This is a genomic window from Aquirufa antheringensis (genome assembly GCF_004307425.1).
GTDB classification, from domain to species: Bacteria; Bacteroidota; Bacteroidia; order Cytophagales; family Spirosomataceae; genus Aquirufa; species Aquirufa antheringensis.
Window position 1 is genome coordinate 78,296 of the sequence record NZ_SEWZ01000002.1, and the last position, 21,176, is coordinate 99,471.

The 21,176-nt window shown below is 45.5% G+C and carries 16 protein-coding genes; 12 read left to right on the plus strand and 4 right to left on the minus strand.

What is annotated here, in order from left to right; all coding sequences use genetic code 11:
* Nucleotides 1-24 precede the first annotated feature (24 nt).
* Nucleotides 25-3,885, plus strand: a complete 3,861-nt coding sequence (locus EWU21_RS03300) for a S8 family serine peptidase (RefSeq protein ID WP_130895385.1) — start codon at nucleotides 25-27, stop codon at nucleotides 3,883-3,885.
* Here the strand turns inward: EWU21_RS03300 and EWU21_RS03305 are convergent.
* Complete coding sequence (locus EWU21_RS03305; RefSeq protein ID WP_130895386.1) at nucleotides 3,882-4,625, minus strand: class I SAM-dependent methyltransferase; 744 nt, start codon at nucleotides 4,623-4,625, stop codon at nucleotides 3,882-3,884. The two genes, EWU21_RS03300 and EWU21_RS03305, sit on opposite strands and share 4 nt — an antisense overlap.
* The gene (gene fcl, locus EWU21_RS03310) at nucleotides 4,625-5,563 is read right to left on the minus strand and encodes a GDP-L-fucose synthase (RefSeq protein WP_130895387.1); all 939 of its coding nucleotides are present in this window, start codon (nucleotides 5,561-5,563) and stop codon (nucleotides 4,625-4,627) included. The genes EWU21_RS03305 and fcl overlap by 1 nt, the downstream gene beginning before the upstream one ends.
* A gap of 177 nt (nucleotides 5,564-5,740) precedes the next feature.
* Here fcl and EWU21_RS03315 point away from each other — a divergent pair, with 177 nt between their 5' ends.
* From EWU21_RS03315 to EWU21_RS03325, 3 genes are read left to right on the plus strand one after another with little or no spacing between them, the layout of a single operon-like run.
* Entirely contained in the window at nucleotides 5,741-6,805 is a 1,065-nt protein-coding gene (locus tag EWU21_RS03315; RefSeq protein WP_130895388.1) for a toxin-antitoxin system YwqK family antitoxin, read from the plus strand.
* Between the two features lie 33 nt (nucleotides 6,806-6,838).
* Nucleotides 6,839-8,365, plus strand: coding sequence for a SulP family inorganic anion transporter (locus tag EWU21_RS03320; RefSeq protein WP_130895389.1), 1,527 nt, complete (start codon nucleotides 6,839-6,841; stop codon nucleotides 8,363-8,365).
* Nucleotides 8,366-8,367: 2 nt separating this feature from the next.
* Nucleotides 8,368-8,997, plus strand: a complete 630-nt coding sequence (locus tag EWU21_RS03325) for a carbonic anhydrase (RefSeq protein WP_130895390.1) — start codon at nucleotides 8,368-8,370, stop codon at nucleotides 8,995-8,997.
* A 66-nt stretch (nucleotides 8,998-9,063) separates the two neighbouring features.
* On the opposite strand, the gene aspS is transcribed toward EWU21_RS03325, so the two are convergent.
* On the minus strand, nucleotides 9,064-10,827 hold the full coding sequence (gene aspS, locus EWU21_RS03330; protein ID WP_130895391.1) for an aspartate--tRNA ligase: 1,764 nt from the start codon (nucleotides 10,825-10,827) through the stop codon (nucleotides 9,064-9,066).
* Nucleotides 10,828-10,917: 90 nt separating this feature from the next.
* Here aspS and crtD point away from each other — a divergent pair, with 90 nt between their 5' ends.
* Together crtD and EWU21_RS03340 are read left to right on the plus strand one after the other, a co-directional pair.
* Nucleotides 10,918-12,387, plus strand: coding sequence for a 1-hydroxycarotenoid 3,4-desaturase CrtD (gene crtD, locus EWU21_RS03335; protein ID WP_130895392.1), 1,470 nt, complete (start codon nucleotides 10,918-10,920; stop codon nucleotides 12,385-12,387).
* Between the two features lie 26 nt (nucleotides 12,388-12,413).
* Nucleotides 12,414-12,890 (plus strand): DUF4293 domain-containing protein, encoded by a 477-nt coding sequence (locus EWU21_RS03340; RefSeq protein ID WP_130895393.1) that lies wholly within the window; start codon nucleotides 12,414-12,416, stop codon nucleotides 12,888-12,890.
* A 3-nt stretch (nucleotides 12,891-12,893) separates the two neighbouring features.
* Here the strand turns inward: EWU21_RS03340 and EWU21_RS03345 are convergent, their stop codons facing one another.
* The gene (locus tag EWU21_RS03345) at nucleotides 12,894-13,862 is read right to left on the minus strand and encodes a KpsF/GutQ family sugar-phosphate isomerase (protein ID WP_130895394.1); all 969 of its coding nucleotides are present in this window, start codon (nucleotides 13,860-13,862) and stop codon (nucleotides 12,894-12,896) included.
* Between the two features lie 80 nt (nucleotides 13,863-13,942).
* On the opposite strand from EWU21_RS03345, the gene EWU21_RS03350 reads away from it, so the two are divergent.
* From EWU21_RS03350 to EWU21_RS03375, 6 genes are all read left to right on the plus strand, one after another.
* Nucleotides 13,943-16,258, plus strand: a complete 2,316-nt coding sequence (locus tag EWU21_RS03350; RefSeq protein WP_130895395.1) for a RecQ family ATP-dependent DNA helicase — start codon at nucleotides 13,943-13,945, stop codon at nucleotides 16,256-16,258.
* A 7-nt stretch (nucleotides 16,259-16,265) separates the two neighbouring features.
* Nucleotides 16,266-17,552 (plus strand): phosphoribosylamine--glycine ligase, encoded by a 1,287-nt coding sequence (gene purD / locus EWU21_RS03355; RefSeq protein WP_130895396.1) that lies wholly within the window; start codon nucleotides 16,266-16,268, stop codon nucleotides 17,550-17,552.
* A complete protein-coding gene (gene ricT, locus EWU21_RS03360; RefSeq protein WP_130895397.1) occupies nucleotides 17,542-19,071 on the plus strand; it encodes a PSP1 domain-containing protein in 1,530 nt (509 codons plus the stop codon). The genes purD and ricT overlap by 11 nt, the downstream gene beginning before the upstream one ends.
* Nucleotides 19,043-19,549, plus strand: a complete 507-nt coding sequence (locus tag EWU21_RS03365) for a gliding motility lipoprotein GldH (protein WP_161566467.1) — start codon at nucleotides 19,043-19,045, stop codon at nucleotides 19,547-19,549. The genes ricT and EWU21_RS03365 overlap by 29 nt, the downstream gene beginning before the upstream one ends.
* A complete protein-coding gene (locus tag EWU21_RS03370) occupies nucleotides 19,533-20,015 on the plus strand; it encodes an Lrp/AsnC family transcriptional regulator (protein WP_130895399.1) in 483 nt (160 codons plus the stop codon). The genes EWU21_RS03365 and EWU21_RS03370 overlap by 17 nt, the downstream gene beginning before the upstream one ends.
* A 63-nt stretch (nucleotides 20,016-20,078) precedes the next feature.
* Nucleotides 20,079-21,170 (plus strand): efflux RND transporter periplasmic adaptor subunit, encoded by a 1,092-nt coding sequence (locus EWU21_RS03375; protein ID WP_130895400.1) that lies wholly within the window; start codon nucleotides 20,079-20,081, stop codon nucleotides 21,168-21,170.
* Nucleotides 21,171-21,176 lie beyond the last annotated feature (6 nt).

Genomic DNA, 21,176 nt, shown 5'->3' on the forward strand with positions numbered 1-21,176 from the left:
TTGAACGCTCTATGAAGGGTAAATATGAAGGGTAAACTAGTACTTCTTTTCTTGTTAAGTTTTTCCACCTGGGCACAAGATGCTTTGCGAAAAGAACGTGCCTTACGTTTCGGAATGCAACAAGATTCCATTTACCGAGGGGCGCAGGCTTTGGCCAAAAAAAGAGGCATTCCACTGCAAGTGGACTTGGGTAAAAATAAGACACTACAATTCCAAGGTTTTTCAGAAATAGGGGAAGCATTGTACTTGAGGACAGAATCGAATACGCAAGCGGCCAAAATGACGAAGACTAACCTCTTGTACCCAGGAGCTTCCTTAAACCTAGGACTGACAGGAAAATCGGATTCGATAAAAGGGAAATTAGGCATGTGGGATGGCGGCGGAGTTCTAGCCAGTCACCAAGAGTTTGGGGGCAGAGCAACGGCTGCACAAACGATTACGAGTACAAACGACCATGCTACGCACGTAGCGGGCATTTTAGTGGCAGCCGGAATCAGCCCATCCGCTAGAGGAATGGCTTATGAGGCGGATTTGAAATTTTGGGATTATTCAAACGATAATTCCGAAATGAGCACGGCATCCACTTCTCTTTTAATCAGTAATCACTCCTATGGTTACCAAGCGGGCTGGGTCTATGATGAGACGAAGAAAAAATGGCAATGGTGGGGAAATGATGCGGTCAGTACGGAGGAAGACTATAAATTTGGCTTATACGATGCGAATACCCAAACCTGGGATCGCGTCGCCTACAACGCCCCTAACTACCTGATTGTCAAGTCTGCAGGCAATAGCCGAAATCAAAATGGTCCCGCAGCTGGAGAGTACTATTTATTACGCTCCACGAGTGATTCTTCGAATAAAGCAAGAGCAAAAAATGATGGATTTGACATTATTTCGACCTCAGGAACCGCTAAAAATATTTTAACCGTAGGAGCCGCAACGCTCTCTTCCCTGATTCCCACGAAAGGTTCTGAAGTGAGCATTTCAAGCTTTACTAGCTGGGGTCCCACGGACGATGGGCGCGTAAAACCGGACGTGATGGCGGTAGGGACTAGTTTATTTTCCACCACCAACACAAGCGATAAATCCTACGCAACCCAAAGTGGCACATCGATGTCCTCTCCCCAAGCAGCAGGATCACTTTATTTAATTCAGCAGTTATACAATCGTCTAAATAGCAATACCTTTATGCTGGCCTCCACCCTCAAGGCGGTCGCCATACACAGCGCCTTGGACATGGACGTGGCAGGGCCTGACTACAAAACAGGGTATGGACTTATCCAACTGGACAAGGCTGCTGCTCTCGTCAAGAATGAGGGAAATACGCACTTACTAAAAGAGGAAAAATTAAATCAAGGTCAAACGAAAACCTATACCCTTATTAGTTCAGGAAATGGCCCTTTAAAGGCGACCATTGCTTGGACTGACCCAGAAGGCACCACATCCGCTGCCTTAAACGATAGAACCCCGCGTCTAGTGAATGACCTAGATATACGGATCTCGAGTGGTTCCACTACCTATCTACCTTTCATCTTAGACCCAGGTACACCAGACGCGCTGGCTGTCCCCGGTGACAACATTCGAGACAATGTAGAGCAAATTATCGTCAATAATCCCTTGCCTGGCCAAACATTCACCCTAACCGTGAGCCACAAAGGGATCATAAAAAATAGTACTCAAGATTTTGGAATTGCTGTCTCCGGAATAGGAGGAACAGCCTATTGCGCCTTAGCCCCAAGCACCGTAACCACCGATTTTCAAAAATTTACCTTAGGAACAACAAAGGATTCCACCGGACTAAACCCCACGTTCACCGCGGAATTAGGCGCTAGCTTGCCGCTTGCCTTCCAATTTGCAGGATCTGGAACGAGAAATACGAGCCTTTACGCTGACTGGAATCAAGACGGTGATTTTACTGATGCGGGAGAAGAGTTGTATAGCTCGTCGACCGGCGCAACATCCATCCACATTCCTAGCACCTTAAAACAGGACAACTACTACCGAATAAGGTGGGTGGCTTCTAACGGGTCTGGGGCAGCCCTTTCGTGTGGTTCCATCACCTCGGGTGAAACAAAAGATTACGCTTTACAGATTTTACAGGCCTCTAAAGACTTTTCAGCTGTCTCTGTAGCTCAAACAACTGCTGGATTTTGTGCAAGCGCAGGCGCGACTAATTTTGTGGCCAAAGTAAAAAATGCAGGCTCCCTCACCCAAACAAATGTTCCCGTCTTGCTAGAAATCAAATCTGGATCTACCCTAGTGGGAACCGCTTCTGGCACTATTTCTACCTTAGCTTCTGGCAGAGAAATGGATGTGAGCCTGAGCGGGAGCGCCCAGTTAATCGCAGGATTGAGCTATACATTTCTATTGAAAACGGCGTTAACAGGGGATCAAAACAGCCTGAACGACACGTATACCATCAGCGGAACCATCGAAAGCCCTGCAGCGCCAGTAGTCACGGGAACGATTTGCAGTGGTGCGTCTGAGTTGAGTTTAGCCGCGACGAATGGCAGTCCTCTTTGGTATAATGGAAACACCCTTTTAGGTGCGGGGGCTTCCCTGAAAACTCCATCAACGGGCACTTTTTATGCAGCATTTGATAATTTAAATACGACAATGGGACCTGCTACGAAGGCGGAATTTGGAGGAGGAAGCTATTACTCCAATTTTGGCCCAGAACCCATCTTCACGGTAACACAGCCTACTATTTTAGAATCTGCGACTGTCTACATAGGGACGTCAGGAACCGTCACTTTCGGCATTTTCGATAAAGAGACAGGGGAATTAATCGCCTCCGTGGCGAAAGACTTAACGGCGACACGGACGTCTGCAAACAACACCACGGTAAACAATCAATTAATCGACGACAAAAATGATCCTGGCCAAAAAGTGATTTTAAACCTCCCTTTCCCCAAGGCCGGCACCTACATTTTATCCCATGTCTGCTCAAATGGCGCGTCCATATTCCGCAGCAATCGCACGGCCGCAGATACCGTAAATGCCCCTACAAACATCGGCTACCCTTACGCCATACCGGGCGTTTTAAAACTTACAAGTGCACTCTTTAATGGAGGCGAAATCCAATCTGGCTACTATTACTTGTATGGGATGAAATTCAAATCCTACGCTTGCCCAAGCCCTAGAGTACAAGTAAGCGTCACTATTGGCGAGAGTCCAGTCGTAGCCGTGAGCCCCACAGGCGCCACCACCGTATGCGCGGGGGATAAAATCACCTTAACAGGAACACCTGCATCCGGAACACCTACCTACCAATGGTTTAAAAATGGGTCGGCCATCGCCGGGGCAACGACGAATAAACTAGAGGTCAATTCCTCCGGTTCCTACACGTTGAATTCGAGCTTCAATGGGATTTGTCCCGTGACCTCACCTACTTCTACGGTGACAGCCACTAACCCACTAGAACCCTTAGTCACCTTCAATCAAGGAATTTTGACTACGTCTGCAGGAACAGATATTCAATGGTATTTAAATGATATCGCCATCACTGGAGCCACGGCTACGACCTTTAAACCGACTGCGAATGGCATTTATAAAGTAAAATTAAGGGATGTGAATGGTTGTCTAGCCACGGCTAGTTATGGGATTACCATTTTAGCGTCTGCAACAGATAATCCGTTTGCTACGTTCTATGCTTTCCCCAATCCGGCAACCGAAGTAGTGCATATTGGCATCCCTAGTACTTTTCAGGCCTCTAACATCCGTGTCCGCATTAGTGATATGCAGGGGAAAGAGCTGAGAGATAGCAGAGTAGAGAGTAGAGACAATAGAATAAGCCTGGATATCTCTGCTTTGCCGGCTGGCAATTACATCTTACATTTCCCAGACTTAGAAAATCAGGTGAGCCTTAAATTTCAGAAGAATTAATTCGATTTTTTAGCCCAGGTGAAGATCATGCGAGGCGACTCTTTTTCATCGAATGATGAAAGGGCATAATCGCCTTTCAAGTCAACTAAACGTAGTCCTGCCTGAGCAGCATACGAGATGAAATCATTTTTAGCCACTAATTCGACTTTCTCCACGAAAGAAAATGCCTTACCCTGATCGCTAAAATCGATGGATTTGTATAAATAGCCGGCATCAGACCAGCGCTTGATGTGAAAGGTTATCCCCTCGCGCTCCACCGTTTCCGTAGGCACTAAATTCGCTAAGACAAACGTCGGATTGAAGAAATCCAACACCAATAAACCTCCGTCTTTTAATCCACCGGAGAATGTATTAAAGGCTTTTTGATTGTCTTGTTGATCATCAAAATACCCGAAACTGGTAAAGAAATTAAAAATCGCATCGTACTTATTTTGTAAGGGCAATGGCTCCCGCAGATCATGCACAAAAAAGAGCAAATCTTTATTTTCAAAAGCTTGAGCAGCCTCGATGTTAGCAGGGGATAAATCGAACGCGTCCACAGAGAAACCCAGTTGTTGAAGGGTTATGGCGTGACGTCCTTTTCCACAGGCAGCGTCTAGCACACGAGAGCCTGGAGCCAAATGAAGCTTCTGTAACAAAGAAGCAATGAAATCTGCCGCTTCCTGCTCGTCTCGTTTAGCGTATAAAATATGGTAATACGGAGAATCAAACCAAGTACTAAACCATTCCTTCTCCTCCATTATTTTCTGATACTGACATTCGTTAAGAAATCTTGGTACGCGAGTGCGATCCCTTCTTTCAATGCTATTTTATGTTTCCAGCCTAGCGAGTGCAACTTCGACACATCCATTAATTTGCGTGGCGTTCCGTCAGGACGTGAAGTATCCCACTGAATACTGCCGGAGAAGCCCACTATTTCTTTCACGGTCTCCGCTAATTCTTTAATGGTTACGTCGATTCCCGTACCGATATTCACGAGTTCTGAGTCGCTGTAGGTCTCCATTAGATAAACACAGGCCTCCGCTAAATCGTCCGCATGCAAGAATTCCCGCATGGGAGAACCGGTACCCCAAAGCGTCATCGACGCATCTCCGCGTTCTTTCGCCTCCTGAAACTTGCGAATCATAGCCGGCAAAACGTGGGAATTTTCTAAATCGTAATTATCGTTCGGGCCATACAGATTCGTAGGCATTACCGAGATGAAATCACAGCCATATTGAGCGCGGTAGGCCTCACACATTTTGATACCCGCAATCTTGGCAATGGCATAAGGCTCATTCGTTTCCTCTAAATAACCACTGAGTAAATAAGACTCTTTCAGAGGCTGAGGGGCTAATTTAGGGTAAATACAAGAAGATCCTAAGAACTGTAATTTCTTTACCTTATTGACGAAAGAAGAGTGAATGATGTTGTTTTGGATGGCCAAATTCTCGTACAAGAAATCCGCGCGGTAGGTATTATTTGCTACGATTCCGCCTACTTTAGCCGCAGCTAAAAAGACATAATCAGGCTTTTCTGTAGCGAAAAAATCAGCTACTTTCACTTGATCTCGTAAATCTAATTCCGCCGAGGTTTTCAGCACTAAATTCGTGTATCCTTCCTTCTGTAATTTTCGTACAATAGCAGAACCCACCATTCCGCGGTGCCCGGCTACATATATTTTTGCTTGTTTTTCCAATGAATGAATCAAATAAGGCCTCAAAAAATCCTTGCAAAAATACACAAAGTCCGTCAGGTAATAAGTTTAATTCGTAGTTTTGGGAAATATTTTTAGGTCTGCTCTATGCTTTTGCGCGTCACTCTTATCTGTTTTTTGCTTTGCTTGAACTTAACTGTTCGAGCGCAGAATCGGGCTGTGACTACAAACAAGCCACTCATAGACCCCTCGGTTCACGAAAAAGGTTTATTTAGCGGACGCCTCTCAACCGGATTAGAGAACAAGGCGGCAGAAGCGAAGAAGTTTAAAGAAGATAGTAAAGCGTTTATTGAGAGTTTAGGCGTCAAGGATTTAGGTAAAAAAATCGTCACAAACGCGAAAAAAAAACTCCAACCCCGAGACGAATACGCTGGCATAAAAACCGAACGCAAACTGGGCAATTATGGTAGTGGCGTTCGAATGACAGTGGAAGAAGTGAACGTGGTGAAATATGTGGAAGACGAGGCCCTGAGCCCCTACATCACAGAGGTTTTCATCTTTGACCCCTCCCAATCCCGCGTGGTATCCATCCCTTTAAAGGACACAAAAAACGTGCAAATTTGCCACGGACCCTTCAAGAAATATGTCAATCAAAAACTGATCGAAGAAGGATTCTATTTTATGGGCACGAAAGACGGGCGCTGGGAAACCTACGGTCCAGAAAATGAATTAGAGAACAAAGTGTACTACGAAAAAGGCTATACTGCCGGATCGCATATCGCGTATTACGATGCGTCGAAAAAGAAAATCAAAGAGGTTATTCCACGACTTTATGGCAAAGTTCGCGGCACCTATTTTTCCTTCTATCCCAGTGGCAGTTTAAAAGAAGATGGTCGCTTGGACGATAGTGTAAAGGTGGGCCGCTGGAGAGAATACCATGAGTTTGGGAGTGGTGGGCGCTTGAAAAAAGAGTGGAGATTCGGGAAGGATAAATTTGACAGCGCCGAACCTTTATTAATCCAAGAAAGAGACCCACAATCGAAGGTAATTTTTCAAACAAAGGAACCAATTTCCCAACACAAGCCTTTACCGAGTGTACCCATGGACGCAGATGATGAAGATTCAGAAGATGAGGATACGACGGAAGACGCAGCTATTATTCGCCATACCTCTTGGAATGTCCTTGGCTACCGTTTTGAGCTAAAAAACGTACCTGACTTACGAATCGATCTTTCAGCGGGGCACTTCAATATTCCATTAACCCCGCCCGATTTCCCTGTTTAATTTAGACGAATACCTCATTAATTAAACAAACATATGAAACAATCAGCATACCTTCAGTCCTTCATTAAAGGGGACTGGAAATCAGGAATCGCGGTCTTTTTAGTCGCATTACCCCTCTGTTTAGGCATCGCTCTAGCCTCAGGAGCCCCTTTATTAGCCGGCCTTGTGGCTGGTATCGTAGGCGGAACACTCGTTTCCCTCTTATCCGGATCAGAACTATCGGTTAGTGGGCCGGCCGCTGGCTTAACGATTATTGTGGCCACGGCTATTGCCGATTTAGGCTCGTTTCCCGGTTTTTTAGTAGCCGTCATCATTGCCGGCTTAATTCAGGTCGCTTTAGGCCTATTGAAATTAGGGAAGATTGGTGGATTTTTTCCCTCATCTGTCATACGTGGCATGCTGGTGGCGATTGGAATTGTGATTATCTTGAAACAAATTCCACATGCGATCGGGGATGATTTAGACTTTATTGGAGAGTTTGAATTTGACCAAAAAGATGGTGAAAATACCTTTACCGAAATTTTAAAGTCGCTCGCCTCCATCAAAATAGGGGCCCTTATTATTTCGCTATTGGGGCTTATCATTCTATTTTCTTGGACAAAATTAGGCCAAAAATTCTCCTGGATGAATGCCCTACCCGCTTCTTTATTTGTGGTTTTGGCCGGTGTGGGAATCAATGAAGGATTAGCCATTTGGAATCCAGAATGGTTCTTAGGTGACTCTAAAGACCACATGGTAAACCTTCCCGTGTTCGCTTCCAGTAGTGAAATTTATGCAGGAATCATATCCCCTGATTGGAGTTTCTTAAGCCACCCGAAGGTCTATTCCATTGCTTTGACTTTGGCCATCGTCGCTACCTTAGAATCGCTATTATCGCTCGAGGCAACTGACTCACTTGATCCTCTGAAAAGAATTTCCTCTCCAGACCGTGAACTATTAGCGCAAGGAGCTGGAAACGTCGTAAGTGGACTCCTTGGAGGCTTACCCATTACGTCCGTGATCGTCCGTTCCTCTACGAATATCTATGCGGGAGGAAAAAGCCGCATGTCAGGATTTTTCCATGGCGCCTTATTAATCGTGGCTGTAGTGCTTTTACCCCTTTATTTGAACAAGATTCCGTTAGCGTGTTTAGCGAGTATTTTATTATACACCGGATACAAATTAGCCCACCCGAAAGAGTTTAAAAAAGTATTTGCCGAGGGCTGGAAGCAATGGGTTCCCTTTTTAGTGACGGTAGCCGTGGTGGTGGGAGTCGATTTGCTTTGGGGAATTTTTGTGGGAACTTTAGTGGGATTAATCTTTGTGGTCATCACGAATTATTCCTCCGTATTTACCGTATTCAAAAATGGGAATGAAATTTTAATTAAATTTCAGAAAGATGTAACGTTCTTGCATAAAATGCAATTGAAAGAAGCATTACGAAAAATACCGGAAGGTGCAGAAGTATTTATCGATACCACTAAAGTGCATTTTATGGACCATGACATCCACTTATTGATTCAGGAGTTTGTCAGCACAGCACAGGAACGCGGCATAGAAGTCGACCTTAAAAAGAAATAAACATGAAAGAATATAAAAAATTACTTTTAAGTAATAAGGCTTGGGCTAGCGAAAGGCTAGAATTAGACCCTACGTATTTTGATAATTTATCGAAAGACCAAAATCCATTATTCCTTTGGATTGGCTGTGCAGATAGCCGAGTTCCAGCAGAAGAAATCACGCATGCAGACCCGGGCGACATTTTCGTTCACCGCAATGTGGCGAATATGGTGGTGCATACGGACATCAATTTATTATCCGTATTGCAGTATGCCGTGGAGGTTCTAGAGGTGAAGCACATTATCGTTTGCGGCCACTACAACTGCGGCGGGGTGAAGGCAGCGATGACGAACCACGATTTTGGATTAATCAATAAGTGGCTGCGTAATATCAAAGAGGTATACGAGAAACACTATACGGACTTGCATGAGATTGCGGATGAAACGGAGCGATTTAATCGCTTAGTTGAATTGAATGTGGCGGAGCAGATTCAGAATTTGGCCAAAACAACCATCGTCCAAAAGGCCTGGGAGAAACGCAAATTCCCCCATCTACATGGCTGGGTTTTTGATATCCACCACGGCGAAATCAAGGAAGTCATTAATATCAACGCGGGCGAATGGACAAGTCCCGTTTTTCATTACGATTTTTAAATTTACAAGTTTGCATAAAAAAAGGGGGCCGCTGCGCGGCCCCCTTTTTTTATCCTATCTAATCGACTAAACCGTCGTCTTAATCTTCAATTCATCTAACTGCGCTTGCGCTAGTGGAGATGGTGAATCGATCATCACGTCGCGCCCAGCGTTGTTCTTAGGGAAAGCGATATAATCACGAATCGAATCTGTTCCACCGAATAAAGAGCAAAGACGGTCAAAACCAAAGGCCAAACCACCATGCGGCGGCGCCCCATATTCAAAGGCATCTAATAAGAATCCGAATTGCGCTTGTGCTTCCTCTGGAGTGAATCCAAGGACTTCGAACATTTTTGATTGCAGGTCTTTTTGGAAGATACGAATCGAACCTCCTCCTACTTCTACACCATTAACGACTAAATCGTAGGCATTTGCGCGTACTTTACCGAATTCTCCGGCTAACATCAATGGAATATCCTCTGGCTTAGGGCTCGTAAACGGATGGTGCATCGCAAACCAGCGATCTTCTTCCTCGCCGTACTCTAATAGTGGGAAATCCACTACCCAGTGAACGGTATAATTATTAGGGTCACGTAATCCCATGCGCGTTCCCATCTCTAAGCGAAGCTCGTTTAATTGCTTGCGCACTTTATCTCCGTCTCCTGAAAGCACTAAAATTAAGTCTCCTGGCTCTGCATTAAATGCCGCAGCCCAAGTCGCTAAATCTGCTTCGGAGTAGAATTTATCTACGGATGATTTCACCACACCGTCCGCTTGAACGCGTGCGTAAATTAAGCCTTTTGCACCAATTTGTGGGCGGCGAACGAAATCAGTTAATTCATCGATTTGCTTGCGGGTATATTCCGCTGCGCCTTTCACGCAAATACCTACTACCGTGTTCGCTGCATCGAAAACTTGGAAATCTTTGCCAGACGTCAAATCCACGCCCTCGCCTTTCAATTCCACGAATTTCATATCGAAACGAATGTCCGGCTTGTCTGAACCATAGTATTTCATCGCATCCGCATAGGTCATGCGAGGCACTTGACCGATGTCCAGGCCTTTCACGTTTTGGAACAAATGGCGAATCAATCCCTCAAACATATGCAGGATATCTTCTTGCTCCACGAACGACATTTCGCAGTCGATTTGAGTAAATTCTGGCTGGCGATCCGCACGCAAATCTTCGTCACGGAAACACTTCACAATTTGGTAGTACCGGTCAAAACCGGACACCATCAATAATTGCTTAAAAGTTTGTGGAGACTGCGGTAAGGCATAAAATTCGCCTGGATTCATGCGGGAAGGTACGACGAAATCGCGCGCACCCTCTGGCGTTGATTTAATTAAAACGGGTGTTTCCACCTCGATAAAATCTTGCTTATCTAAGTAATTACGCACTTCGCGACCCACGTGGTGGCGCAATTGCAAACTCTCGCGAATGGGGTTACGGCGCAAGTCTAAATAACGGTATTTCATGCGGATATCATCGCCGCCATCTGTCTCGTCTTCGATCAAGAACGGAGGCAATTTCGCCGGATTCAATACGCGCAATTCTTTTACTTTGATTTCGATGTCGCCGGTGGGCATTTTGTCGTTTTTGGACAAACGCTCTACCACGATTCCTTTCGCTTCTACGACGAATTCACGGCCTAATCCTCTGGCTAATGCCAAAACCTCCGCAGACGATTTCCCCTCCTCTAACATCAATTGAGTGACCCCGTAACGATCCCGAAGATCCACCCAAATCATTCCCCCTTTATCTCGTGAACGCTGAACCCAGCCACAAAGAGTTACCTCGGTGCCCGCGTGTTCGATGCGCAATTCGCCATTTGTATGTGTACGTAGCATAGAAAATTTTAAAATTCGGGCAAAATTACGGAAAAGCGCAGGGAGAGAAAAACATTTAGGGCTTTATTCTTTTTTACTTAATTTTGAATTATGTCAAAAATAGGAATTGTCGGATCAGGAATGGGGAGTTTGGGCTTTGCTATTCGCAGCGCGGTGGCGGGCCACCAAGTCAGCGTTTTCGATGCGAATTCCTATCCTGGAGGCAAATTAGCCCAAATCGAAACGAACGGATTTCGTTTCGACGCAGGCCCCTCCCTTTTCACGATGCCGCATTTAGTGGACGAATTGTTCACGCTGGCAGGCAAAAATCCCCGCGACTATTTCAGCTATGAGCGATTGCCGGAGATTTGCCGTTACTTTTGGGAAGATGGCACACGCTTGCAAACGAACGCAGCGCCTGCAGAAACAGCCGCGGCGATTGCTTCGGAACTGGGCGAATCGGAGGAGAACGTAGCCCGTTTTTTATGCGAAATCGGAGAAAACTACCACATTATCAGTGAGCTTTTCTTAGACAATTCTTTGCATTCTTTGTCGACTTGGACGGGACCTAAAGCCCTGAAAGGCTACCTGAATATTCCTCGCCTAGGTCTTTTCAACACCATGCACCGCTCCCACGCGAAGCGTTTTACTAACCCGAAAACGGTCCAACTTTTTGACCGCTACGCCACCTACAACGGCTCGGATCCTTACCAAACGCCAGCGACTTTATCGATCATTCCGCACTTAGAATACAACATTGGTGCATTTTTCCCCAAAGGCGGCATCATCAGCATCCCTCGAGCACTCCACCGCCTCGCCGAAGAACTAGGTGTGGACTTTCACTTCAACGAGAAAGTGTCCCTCATCACCACAGAAAACCATACTGCGACTGGATTGGAGACCGAAAAAGGAAATTACACCTTTGACTACATCGCCTGCAACGCGGACATCCGCCCGAGTTACACGAAACTGCTGGCACAGGAACCACAACCGAAAAAGCTCTTAAACCAACCCAAATCCAGCTCCGGCATCATCTTCTACTGGGGTATGGACCGCAGCTTCGACGAATTAGGCGTTCATAACATCTTCTTCTCGGACGATTACCAGGGCGAATTCAAGGCCATCTTCGAGGACCAAACCATCAACGACGACCCGACCATTTACCTACATATCTCTTCGAAAGTAGAGAAATCAGATGCTCCAGCAGGTGGCGAAAACTGGTTTATCTTGATGAATGTACCGGCAAACGAGGGACAGGATTGGGATGCGCTAGTGGCAAAAATGAGAAAAAATGTCATAGCTAAGTTATCACGCAACTTAGGTGTAGACATCGAGAAACACATCGTGGCAGAGGATTATTTAGACCCGAGACGCATCGAGGCGAGAACTTCTTCCGCTGGTGGAGCCTTGTACGGAAATGCATCGAACAACCGATTCGCGGCCTTTTTACGCCACCCGAATTACCGTAAGGCGATCAAAAATTTGTATTGGGTAGGCGGCAGCGTCCATCCTGGCGGAGGAATTCCGCTTTGTTTATCTTCGGCAAAAATTGCGGCGAAGCTTTTTGCAGAAAATGCGTAATTTCGCCTATTCAATTCTATACTATTATGATTCAAAGACCACAAACCATTTTCTTAGCTTTGGCGATTATTGGCAATGCCATCGCGACATCGGGCATTTCTATTTGGCAAAAAATAGGCACATCAGGCCAAAAAGCAGAGCTTTTCTCAAACCAATGGCAATTATTCCAAAACGGAAAAGAAGTAGCGGCGCATAGCAATATCGCGATTGCCCTTTTAGTGACTTTATCGACGGTTATTACGCTTGTAACGATCTTCTCTTTCAAAAACCGCATGCGTCAAATGATGTTAGGCTTAGTCAATTCCCTGGTATTAGCGGGAGCGATGGGCTATGCTTTTTGGGTGATTTTCAAGGAGGCGATGCCTACGTTTGAACCGGAAATTCAGGGAAAATATGGCTACGGATTCTACGCCTTAGTGATTTCCCTGCTGGCTAATATGATAGCGAACCGCCTCATCCGCAAGGACGAGATGCTGGTGCAATCGTCAAACCGTATGCGCTAAGTTTTAGACGATACCCTCTTTCAACAGGTCGTGGAGATGCACAAATCCCACGGCCTTTTTATTTGCCGTCACCACCAGTTGTGTGATATTTTTGCTTTGCATGATGGCCAAAGCCTCCGTCGCAAATGCCTCCGCCTCAATTGTCTTCGGTGTGGTATTCATCATGTCTGCTAACACTATCGCAGACCAATCTTTCGAGTTTTCCAAAGTACGGCGAACGTCGCCATCCGTAATGATTCCGGCTAATTCTCCTTGCGCATCCAATACTGCCGTTGCACCTAAACGCTTAGAGGAAATTTCGTGGATCGCTTCCTGGATGGAGGACGTGTGGGAGATGGCTGGGAATTCGTGAGTGGGATATATGTCGCCCACTTTTAAATAAAGGCGTTTGCCGAGGGCGCCGCCTGGATGGTATTTGGCAAAATCCTGTGCCGTAAATCCTTTGCATTCTAACAAACAAACCGCTAACGCATCGCCTAATGCCAAAGCCACCGTCGTCGATGTCGTAGGTGCCAGATTCAACAAATCCGCCTCCTGCTCCGCCAAAGCGTGCAAAATATAATCCGATTGCTGGCCTAAATACGAGTTCTTGTTCGAAACCATGGCAATCAATTTCACCTGCAAACGCTTGATCAAAGGAACTAACACCTTGATTTCTGGCGTATCCCCTGACTTCGAAATACAAATCACCGCATCTCCGTCCTGAATCATCCCTAAATCCCCGTGAATCGCGTCCGCCGCGTGCATAAACAGGGCAGGCGTTCCGGTAGAGTTCATCGTTGCCACAATTTTCTGGGCAATAATGGCCGATTTACCGATTCCCGTGAAGACAATGCGCCCCGGGATGCTCAACAAATGTTCTACACAAGCCTCAAAATCCGAATTAATTCCGGCGCTCACTTGCAGAATGGCCTCTGCTTCCTGTGTCAAAACTTTTTTTGCTGTGGATTGGATATTTTTGCTTAATTTCAATGTTAGAAGAATTTGTAGGGCAAAGATAAGTAGAAGCCCGCAGAATCTAATCATCGCCGAAACAACCCATTAATCAAATTATGCCCCATCCAATTACGATCGATAGCTTAAAGGAACAGCTAAAAAAAACCTTTGGATTTAGCCAATTTCGGGGTGAACAAGAAGCCATTATTCTAAATACCGTTCAAGGAAAGAATAGTTTCGTTCTGATGCCTACTGGGGCAGGCAAATCGCTTTGCTATCAATTACCGGCGATTGTAATGGAGGGAACAGCGATTGTCATCTCGCCTTTGATCGCATTGATGAAGAATCAGGTAGATCAAATGTTGGCTTTTGGCATCAATGCCCAATTCTTAAATTCCTCTTTAACCCGCGCGGAAATCAACCGGGTAAAGGCCGAAGTGATCTCTGGAGCCGTGAAATTATTGTACATCGCCCCGGAATCACTGAATAAACAAGAGAACCTGAACTTCTTAAAACAGGCTAAAATCTCCTTCGTCGCGATCGACGAGGCACACTGTATCTCTGAATGGGGGCACGATTTTAGACCGGAATACCGCAAGATTCGCACCATCATCGAGACGATCGATGAAAAAATGCCCATCATTGCTTTAACAGCGACGGCTACGCCTAAGGTACAAATCGACATCCAAAAGACCTTAAATCTGGAAGATGCGACCGTTTTTAAATCTTCTTTCAATCGCAAAAATCTCTACTACGAGATCCGCTCGAAGAAAGATATCGACAAGCAATTAATCCGTTTCATTAAGTCGCATAACGGCAAAGCGGGGATTATTTATTGCCTTTCGAGAAAGCGCGTCGAGGAAATTGCGGAATTATTACACGTGAATAGCGTGAAGGCGCTTCCCTACCACGCTGGTTTAGAGCCGCAGGTACGCATGGCGAACCAAGAAGCTTTCTTGAATGAGGAAGTGGATGTGATGGTGGCGACGATTGCTTTTGGAATGGGAATCGATAAACCAGATGTGCGTTTTGTCATTCACTATGACGCTCCTAAGTCATTAGAGGGTTATTACCAGGAAACAGGTCGCGCGGGTCGCGATGGCTTGGATGGAACGTGTATCTTGTTCTATACCTACGATGACATCCTGAAATTAGATAAGTTTAATAAAGATAAGGCCGTAACAGAGAAAGAGAATGCGAAAATTCTCTTGTTTGAAATGGTGTACTATACGAATTTAGGCGTTTGTCGTCGTAAGCAATTGCTTCACTATTTTGGGGAGCATATGGCTGAAAACTGCGGTTTCTGCGACAATTGTATGCATCCTACCCCTACGTTTAAGGCCGAAGAGGAAGTTAGCCTTGTGTTGAAAGCAGTGCAGCAAACTGGCGAACAATTCGACGCAGAGCATATCGCTGATTTCTTAGAGGGTAAATCGAATTCCTTTATTGCGAGCCACGAGCAGGAGAAATTATCGCTGTTTGGTGCAGGAAAAACGGTTTCTTGGATTGCTCCTGAGGTAGACGAAGAGGATGATGAGGACGAGGATGAAGACGGAGACGAGGATACGCCTAAAAAACCGAAGATGCGTAAAACGCCATCAAAGCCGGTGCCTATCGAAGATGAAAAGTCCCCTTGGATCTCGTTCATTAAGCAGATGTCCATTTTTGGCCTGCTTGAAAAAGACATTGAGAATTACGGTGTTCTGCGTTTAAGTGAGGCTGGACAGGCTTTCTTGAAGGAATCCTTCCCGATTACGTTCTACAAAGACCACGATTATGAAAAAGAAGCGGAACCCGCTGAAAATGAGGATGAAGGAGCTGCTTTAGGGGCCAAAGCCTATGATGACGCCCTCTTTGACCTACTTAAAACACTCCGCAAGAAGATCGCGAAGGAGAAAAATTTGCCACCGTATGTGATTTTCCAAGATCCTTCTTTGGAAGAAATGGCGACCACTTATCCGACTACACAGGATGAAATGGCCCAAATCAACGGAGTGGGAATGGGTAAAGTCGTGAAATTTGGCAAGCCATTCCTGGATGTGATCAATCGCTACGTGGAAGAAAACGAGATCGAGACGGCGAAAGAGGTAGTCGTGAAATCGACGGTCAACAAGTCAAAAATCAAGATTTACATCATCCAACAGGTCGATCGCAAAATCGATTTAGACCTGATTGCCGAGCAAAAAGAGGTGAGCATGGCAGAATTGATCGAAGAGATTGAGACCATCTGCTTCTCAGGTACGAAACTAAACCTGGATTATTACATCAATCAGGTGATGGAACTAGACAAACAAGAGGAAATCTACGAATACTTCATGTCTGCGGACACGGATGACATCGCAGAGGCCTTGGATACGTGTGATATCGAAGATGTGACGGAGGAAGAACTTCGTTTAATGCGCATTAAATTTTTAAGTGAATTAGCCAATTAATAAGTATATGAACGTTTTAATATTAGGTGCTGGAGGCCGTGAACACGCATTTTCTTGGAAGATTAGCCAAAGCCCTATCCTAGGTAATTTATACATTGCACCGGGTAATCCGGGAACCGCACAATGCGGCACTAATTTAGCCATCGGCGTAACCGATTTTGAAGGGATCGCTACAGCAATCCGCACACATGATATCGGTTTAGTGGTCGTGGGCCCAGAAGAGCCTTTAGTAAAAGGGGTGCGTGATTTCATCGAATCACAAGCTGACCTGCAACACGTAGGAATCGTGGGACCAGGCGCAGAAGGTGCCCAAATCGAAGGAAGCAAAGACTTCTCAAAGAACTTTATGCACAAATACGGCATCCCAACAGCCGCATCGCAAACTTTCACGAAGGACACGATCGCTGATGGATTAGCCTATTTACAGCAACAATCTTTACCGATTGTATTAAAAGCGGACGGCTTAGCGGCTGGAAAAGGGGTGATTATTGCCCTGACTTTAGAGGAAGCTGAGACGGCCTTGAACGAAATGCTATTGGATGCAAAGTTTGGTGATGCCAGTTCTAAAGTGGTGATCGAACAATTCTTACGCGGAATCGAATTATCCGTTTTCGTGTTAACAGATGGAGAAAACTATGTGGTTTTACCGGAGGCGAAAGACTACAAGCGCATCGGAGAAAACGACGAAGGCTTGAACACGGGTGGTATGGGCGCCGTTTCACCCGTTCCCTTTGCGAATGAAAAATTCATGGAATTAGTGAAGCAAAAGGTCATCGAACCGACAGTAAAAGGCTTGAAAGCAGAAAATATAGACTATAAAGGTTTCATCTTCATTGGTTTAATGAACCACGAAGGCGAGCCCTATGTCATCGAGTACAATGCACGAATGGGAGATCCGGAAACGGAGGTGGTTTTACCTAGAATCGAATCAGATTTCCTATCTTTGCTAATTGCAGCCTCCAATGGCACGCTGAGCGAACAAACGATTTCCATTTTGGACCAATACGCCGTAACAACGATGTTAGTGGCGGGCGGATATCCAGAGGAATACCGCAAAGGCGATGTGTTAACAGGGGTTGAAAAAGTGGAAGACGCCATCGTTTTCCACGCAGGTACGACGTCAAAAGACGGCGATATTATCACCAGTGGTGGCCGTGTTATGGCGCTGACTGGAACTTCGAATACCTTGGAAAGAGCGATCCAGAAATCACAAAAGGCCGCTCAAACCATCCAATTCGAAGGTAAAAACTTTAGAAGAGACATCGGATTAGATGTATTAAGATATGGCATGTAAATCGTGTTCCAGTGGGTCATGTGGCTCTACCAGCGCAAGCGGAGAGGTAAAAGGCTGTCAAAGTAATGGCGGTTGTGGCTCAGGTGGTTGCAATAAAATGAACGTTTTTGACTGGTTGTCAGACTTAGACGTCCCTTCTTTTCAGCGCTTTCACATCGTGGAGGTGAAATTCAAAGGAGGCAGAAAAGAGTATTTCCGGAATGTAGATCAACTAGAACTGCATACAGGTGACGCTGTCATGGTCGATTCCAGCAGCGGAACTCAATTAGGAACGGTTTCCTTACAGGGCGAGCTCGTTCGTCTTCAATTGTTGAAGAAGAATATCAAAGACGACGATAAGGTCAAAAATATCTTCCGTTTAGCCACAGAAAAGGACATCGAGAAGCACGAGCAAGCAATGGCTCGTGATTTACCTACGATGTACCGTGGTCGTCAAATCATCAGCGACCTAAAGCTAAACATGAAACTTTCGGATGTGGAATTCCAATCCGATGGGGCCAAAGCGATCTTCTACTATTCGTCTGAAGACCGCGTCGATTTCCGTGAATTAATCAAGCTTCTAGCGACAGAATTCAAGATTCGCGTCGAAATGAAGCAGATTTCTCTTCGTCAAGAAGCGGGTAGATTAGGCGGAATCGGGGTTTGTGGTCGCGAATTATGCTGCTCTACCTGGTTATCTGATTTCAAGAACGTAACTACTTCAGCGGCTAGATACCAAAATCTATCATTGAATCCAGTCAAATTAAGTGGCCAATGTGGACGTTTGAAATGCTGCTTGAATTACGAACTAGAGACCTATATGGATGCCTTAAAGAGCATCCCTACCATTGAAGGCCGCTTAAAAACAAAACGAGGAGAGGCCATCTTGCAAAAGACGGACATTTTCAAGCGCATGATGTGGTTCGGGATTGTGGGCGAAGAGGCTATCTGGATTCCGGTGAGCTGTGATCGCGTGGCAGAAATTGTTGATTTAAATAAGAAAGGGATTATTCCTGAGTCGTTTGAGGATCTGAATCCAGATGCTCCAGCGGTAGAAAAACCTACGGTATCTGAGCTAAACTCTGATTTAGAGCGGATGGACAAGAAATACGGTGGGGTAAAATCCGGCAATCGCAACAACCGAAACAATCGAGGAAATCGCGATGGAGGAAATCGTGGACCACGCCCTGAAGGGCAAGATCGCGGACCTCGTCCTGATCGTGGACCTCGTCCAGAGGGACAGAATCGTGGACCAAGACCGGAAGGGGAAAATCGCCCACCTAGACCACCTCGTCCGGAAGGTGAAAACCGTGGACCTCGTCCAGAGGGACAAAACCGAGGGCCACGTCCGGAACGTGGACCAAGACCGGAAGGCGAAAATCGCCCGCCAAGACCACCTCGTCCGGAAGGACAAGTACGTCCGGAGGGAGTAACTCCAGCAGCGGATGGCGGAACAGCCACGCCTAAACCATTCAAGAAGAAAAAGAAGTTTAAACCAAGACCTCCAAGAGATGGTGCAGCGCCTACCCCTGAAGCTTAGCCTCGGGATAATCGCCCTCTGCACCCTGATGGTGACGGCTTGTGGTGATCCGAAAATTGCCTTAGATGAGACGGCTAAATTTGAAGCAGTGGGATGGATTCAAAAGCAACCCATCCGCTTTGAGGTAGAGGTTCCGGACTCCACAATGAGCTATGCTGTCTATGTAGTGGTACGACAAAATAATGCCTACCCCTTCTATAACCTCTATTTTAGCCCGAGTGTAGTAGATGCAAAAGGAAAAACCCTTCAAAAAGGTTTAGCCGAAGCCATCTTATATGACCCTACAACGGGGAAGCCGAAAGGCGCCGGTTTTGGCGATATTTACGAGAAAAAATTCCTCGTGTATCCAGCTTTATCGTTTCCTAAGCAGGGTAAATACCAAATTCAATTAGAACAAGCTATGCGCGTGGACACCCTAGCAGGAATGGTTTCAATCGGACTCGTGTTAGAAAAAGGAACTCATGGCAAAAATAGATGACATCGATAAAAAGATCCTCGCATTTTTGCACGAGGACGCCTTTCTTTCGAACAAAGAAATGGCCACACGCCTAGGGATGAGTGCGACGCCTATCCACGAACGCATCAAGCGCATGGAAAAAGAGGGCGTCATCACGGGCTATCGAGCGATGATTAATCCAGCAAAACTAGGTAAAACCTTAACCGTTTTCTGTGACATCTCTCTGAAAGAACATGCGGCAGACTACTTGAAGCAATTCGAACAGGACGTGATGCAGTTAGTGGAGGTACAAGAATGCTATTGTGTGTCTGGACACAGCGATTTTCTTTTGAAAATTGTGGTGGCAGATATGGATGAATACCGCGAATTTATTTTGCATAAACTCGCCAGCATTAAAAACATTGGCAATGCGCAAAGCCATTTCGTGATGAACGAAGTAGAGAATGAGCACTTTATGCCCTGGATTTCGAATTCTTTAAAAATATAAGCCTATAAGTTAGGGTAAGCCTTTCCTCGGATTTGATTACCTTAGTATGAAAACCTAGTATCTATGAATAAAATTACAAAAACGCTTCTGTCGATTTTAACCATCGCCTTCATTGTAGGCTTGGCTTTTTATCCCAAAATCAAAAAGACTTTTTTCTCCGCTGAAACCAAAGAGAAAGGCAAAGAAAAAAGCGGCCCAGGTGGAAAGGGAGGCAAAACGGCAGTCATTGTGACTGTGGTGAAATCGACGCGTTTGGATGATATGATCAGTTCGACAGGTTCTATTTTGCCTAATGAAGAAGTTGAAATTCGTTCTGAAATTGCGGGGCGTATCATTTTACTCAACATCAAAGAAGGGGATGTGGTGGCCAAAGGCACCGTTTTACTACGCATTAACGACGATGATTTACAAGCGCGTCTTCGCAAACTAGGATTCAATAAGAAATTAGCGGAGGATAATGAGGCTCGCCAGAAAGTTTTACTTCAAAAAGAAGCCATCTCACAACGGGAATATGATATTGCGGTGAACTCGGTCAATACGATTTCGGCGGATATCGAAGACTTAAAAGCGCAGATCTTAAAAACCACTTTGCGCGCGCCGTTTGCTGGAAAAATCGGTTTCCGTTACGTAAGTATGGGAAGTTATATTTCTCCATCTACGCAAATAGCGACTTTAACAAACACGAACCCCGCTAAAATCGAATTCTCGATCCCTGCAAAATATGCCACGCAAGTGAAAAATGGTGGCACCATCGAGTTTGTGACAGAGAATGAAGAGAAAAACTTCATCGGTCGTGTCTATGCCATTGACCCTAAAATCGATCCGCAAACAAGAACCTTGCAGATCCGTGCACAAGCACCTAATCCAGGAAATCAATTAGTTCCTGGTGCCTTCGCGAAGGTAAATTTAATCCTGAAGTCAAAAGGGTCGGCGATTATGATCCCTACAGAATCGGTGATTCCTGAAGCAAAAGGGAACAAAGTATATGTGGTTAAAAATGGCAAATCTGTGTCTACGAAAGTGACTTTAGGTACACGAAGTGACAAAACAGTGGAGATCTTAGACGGCCTAGCGATAGGTGACACTTTGATTACGAACGGGATCATTCAGGTGAAACCAGATGGCGATGTAGAAATTAAAGAAGTCGTAAAATAAGCTAAC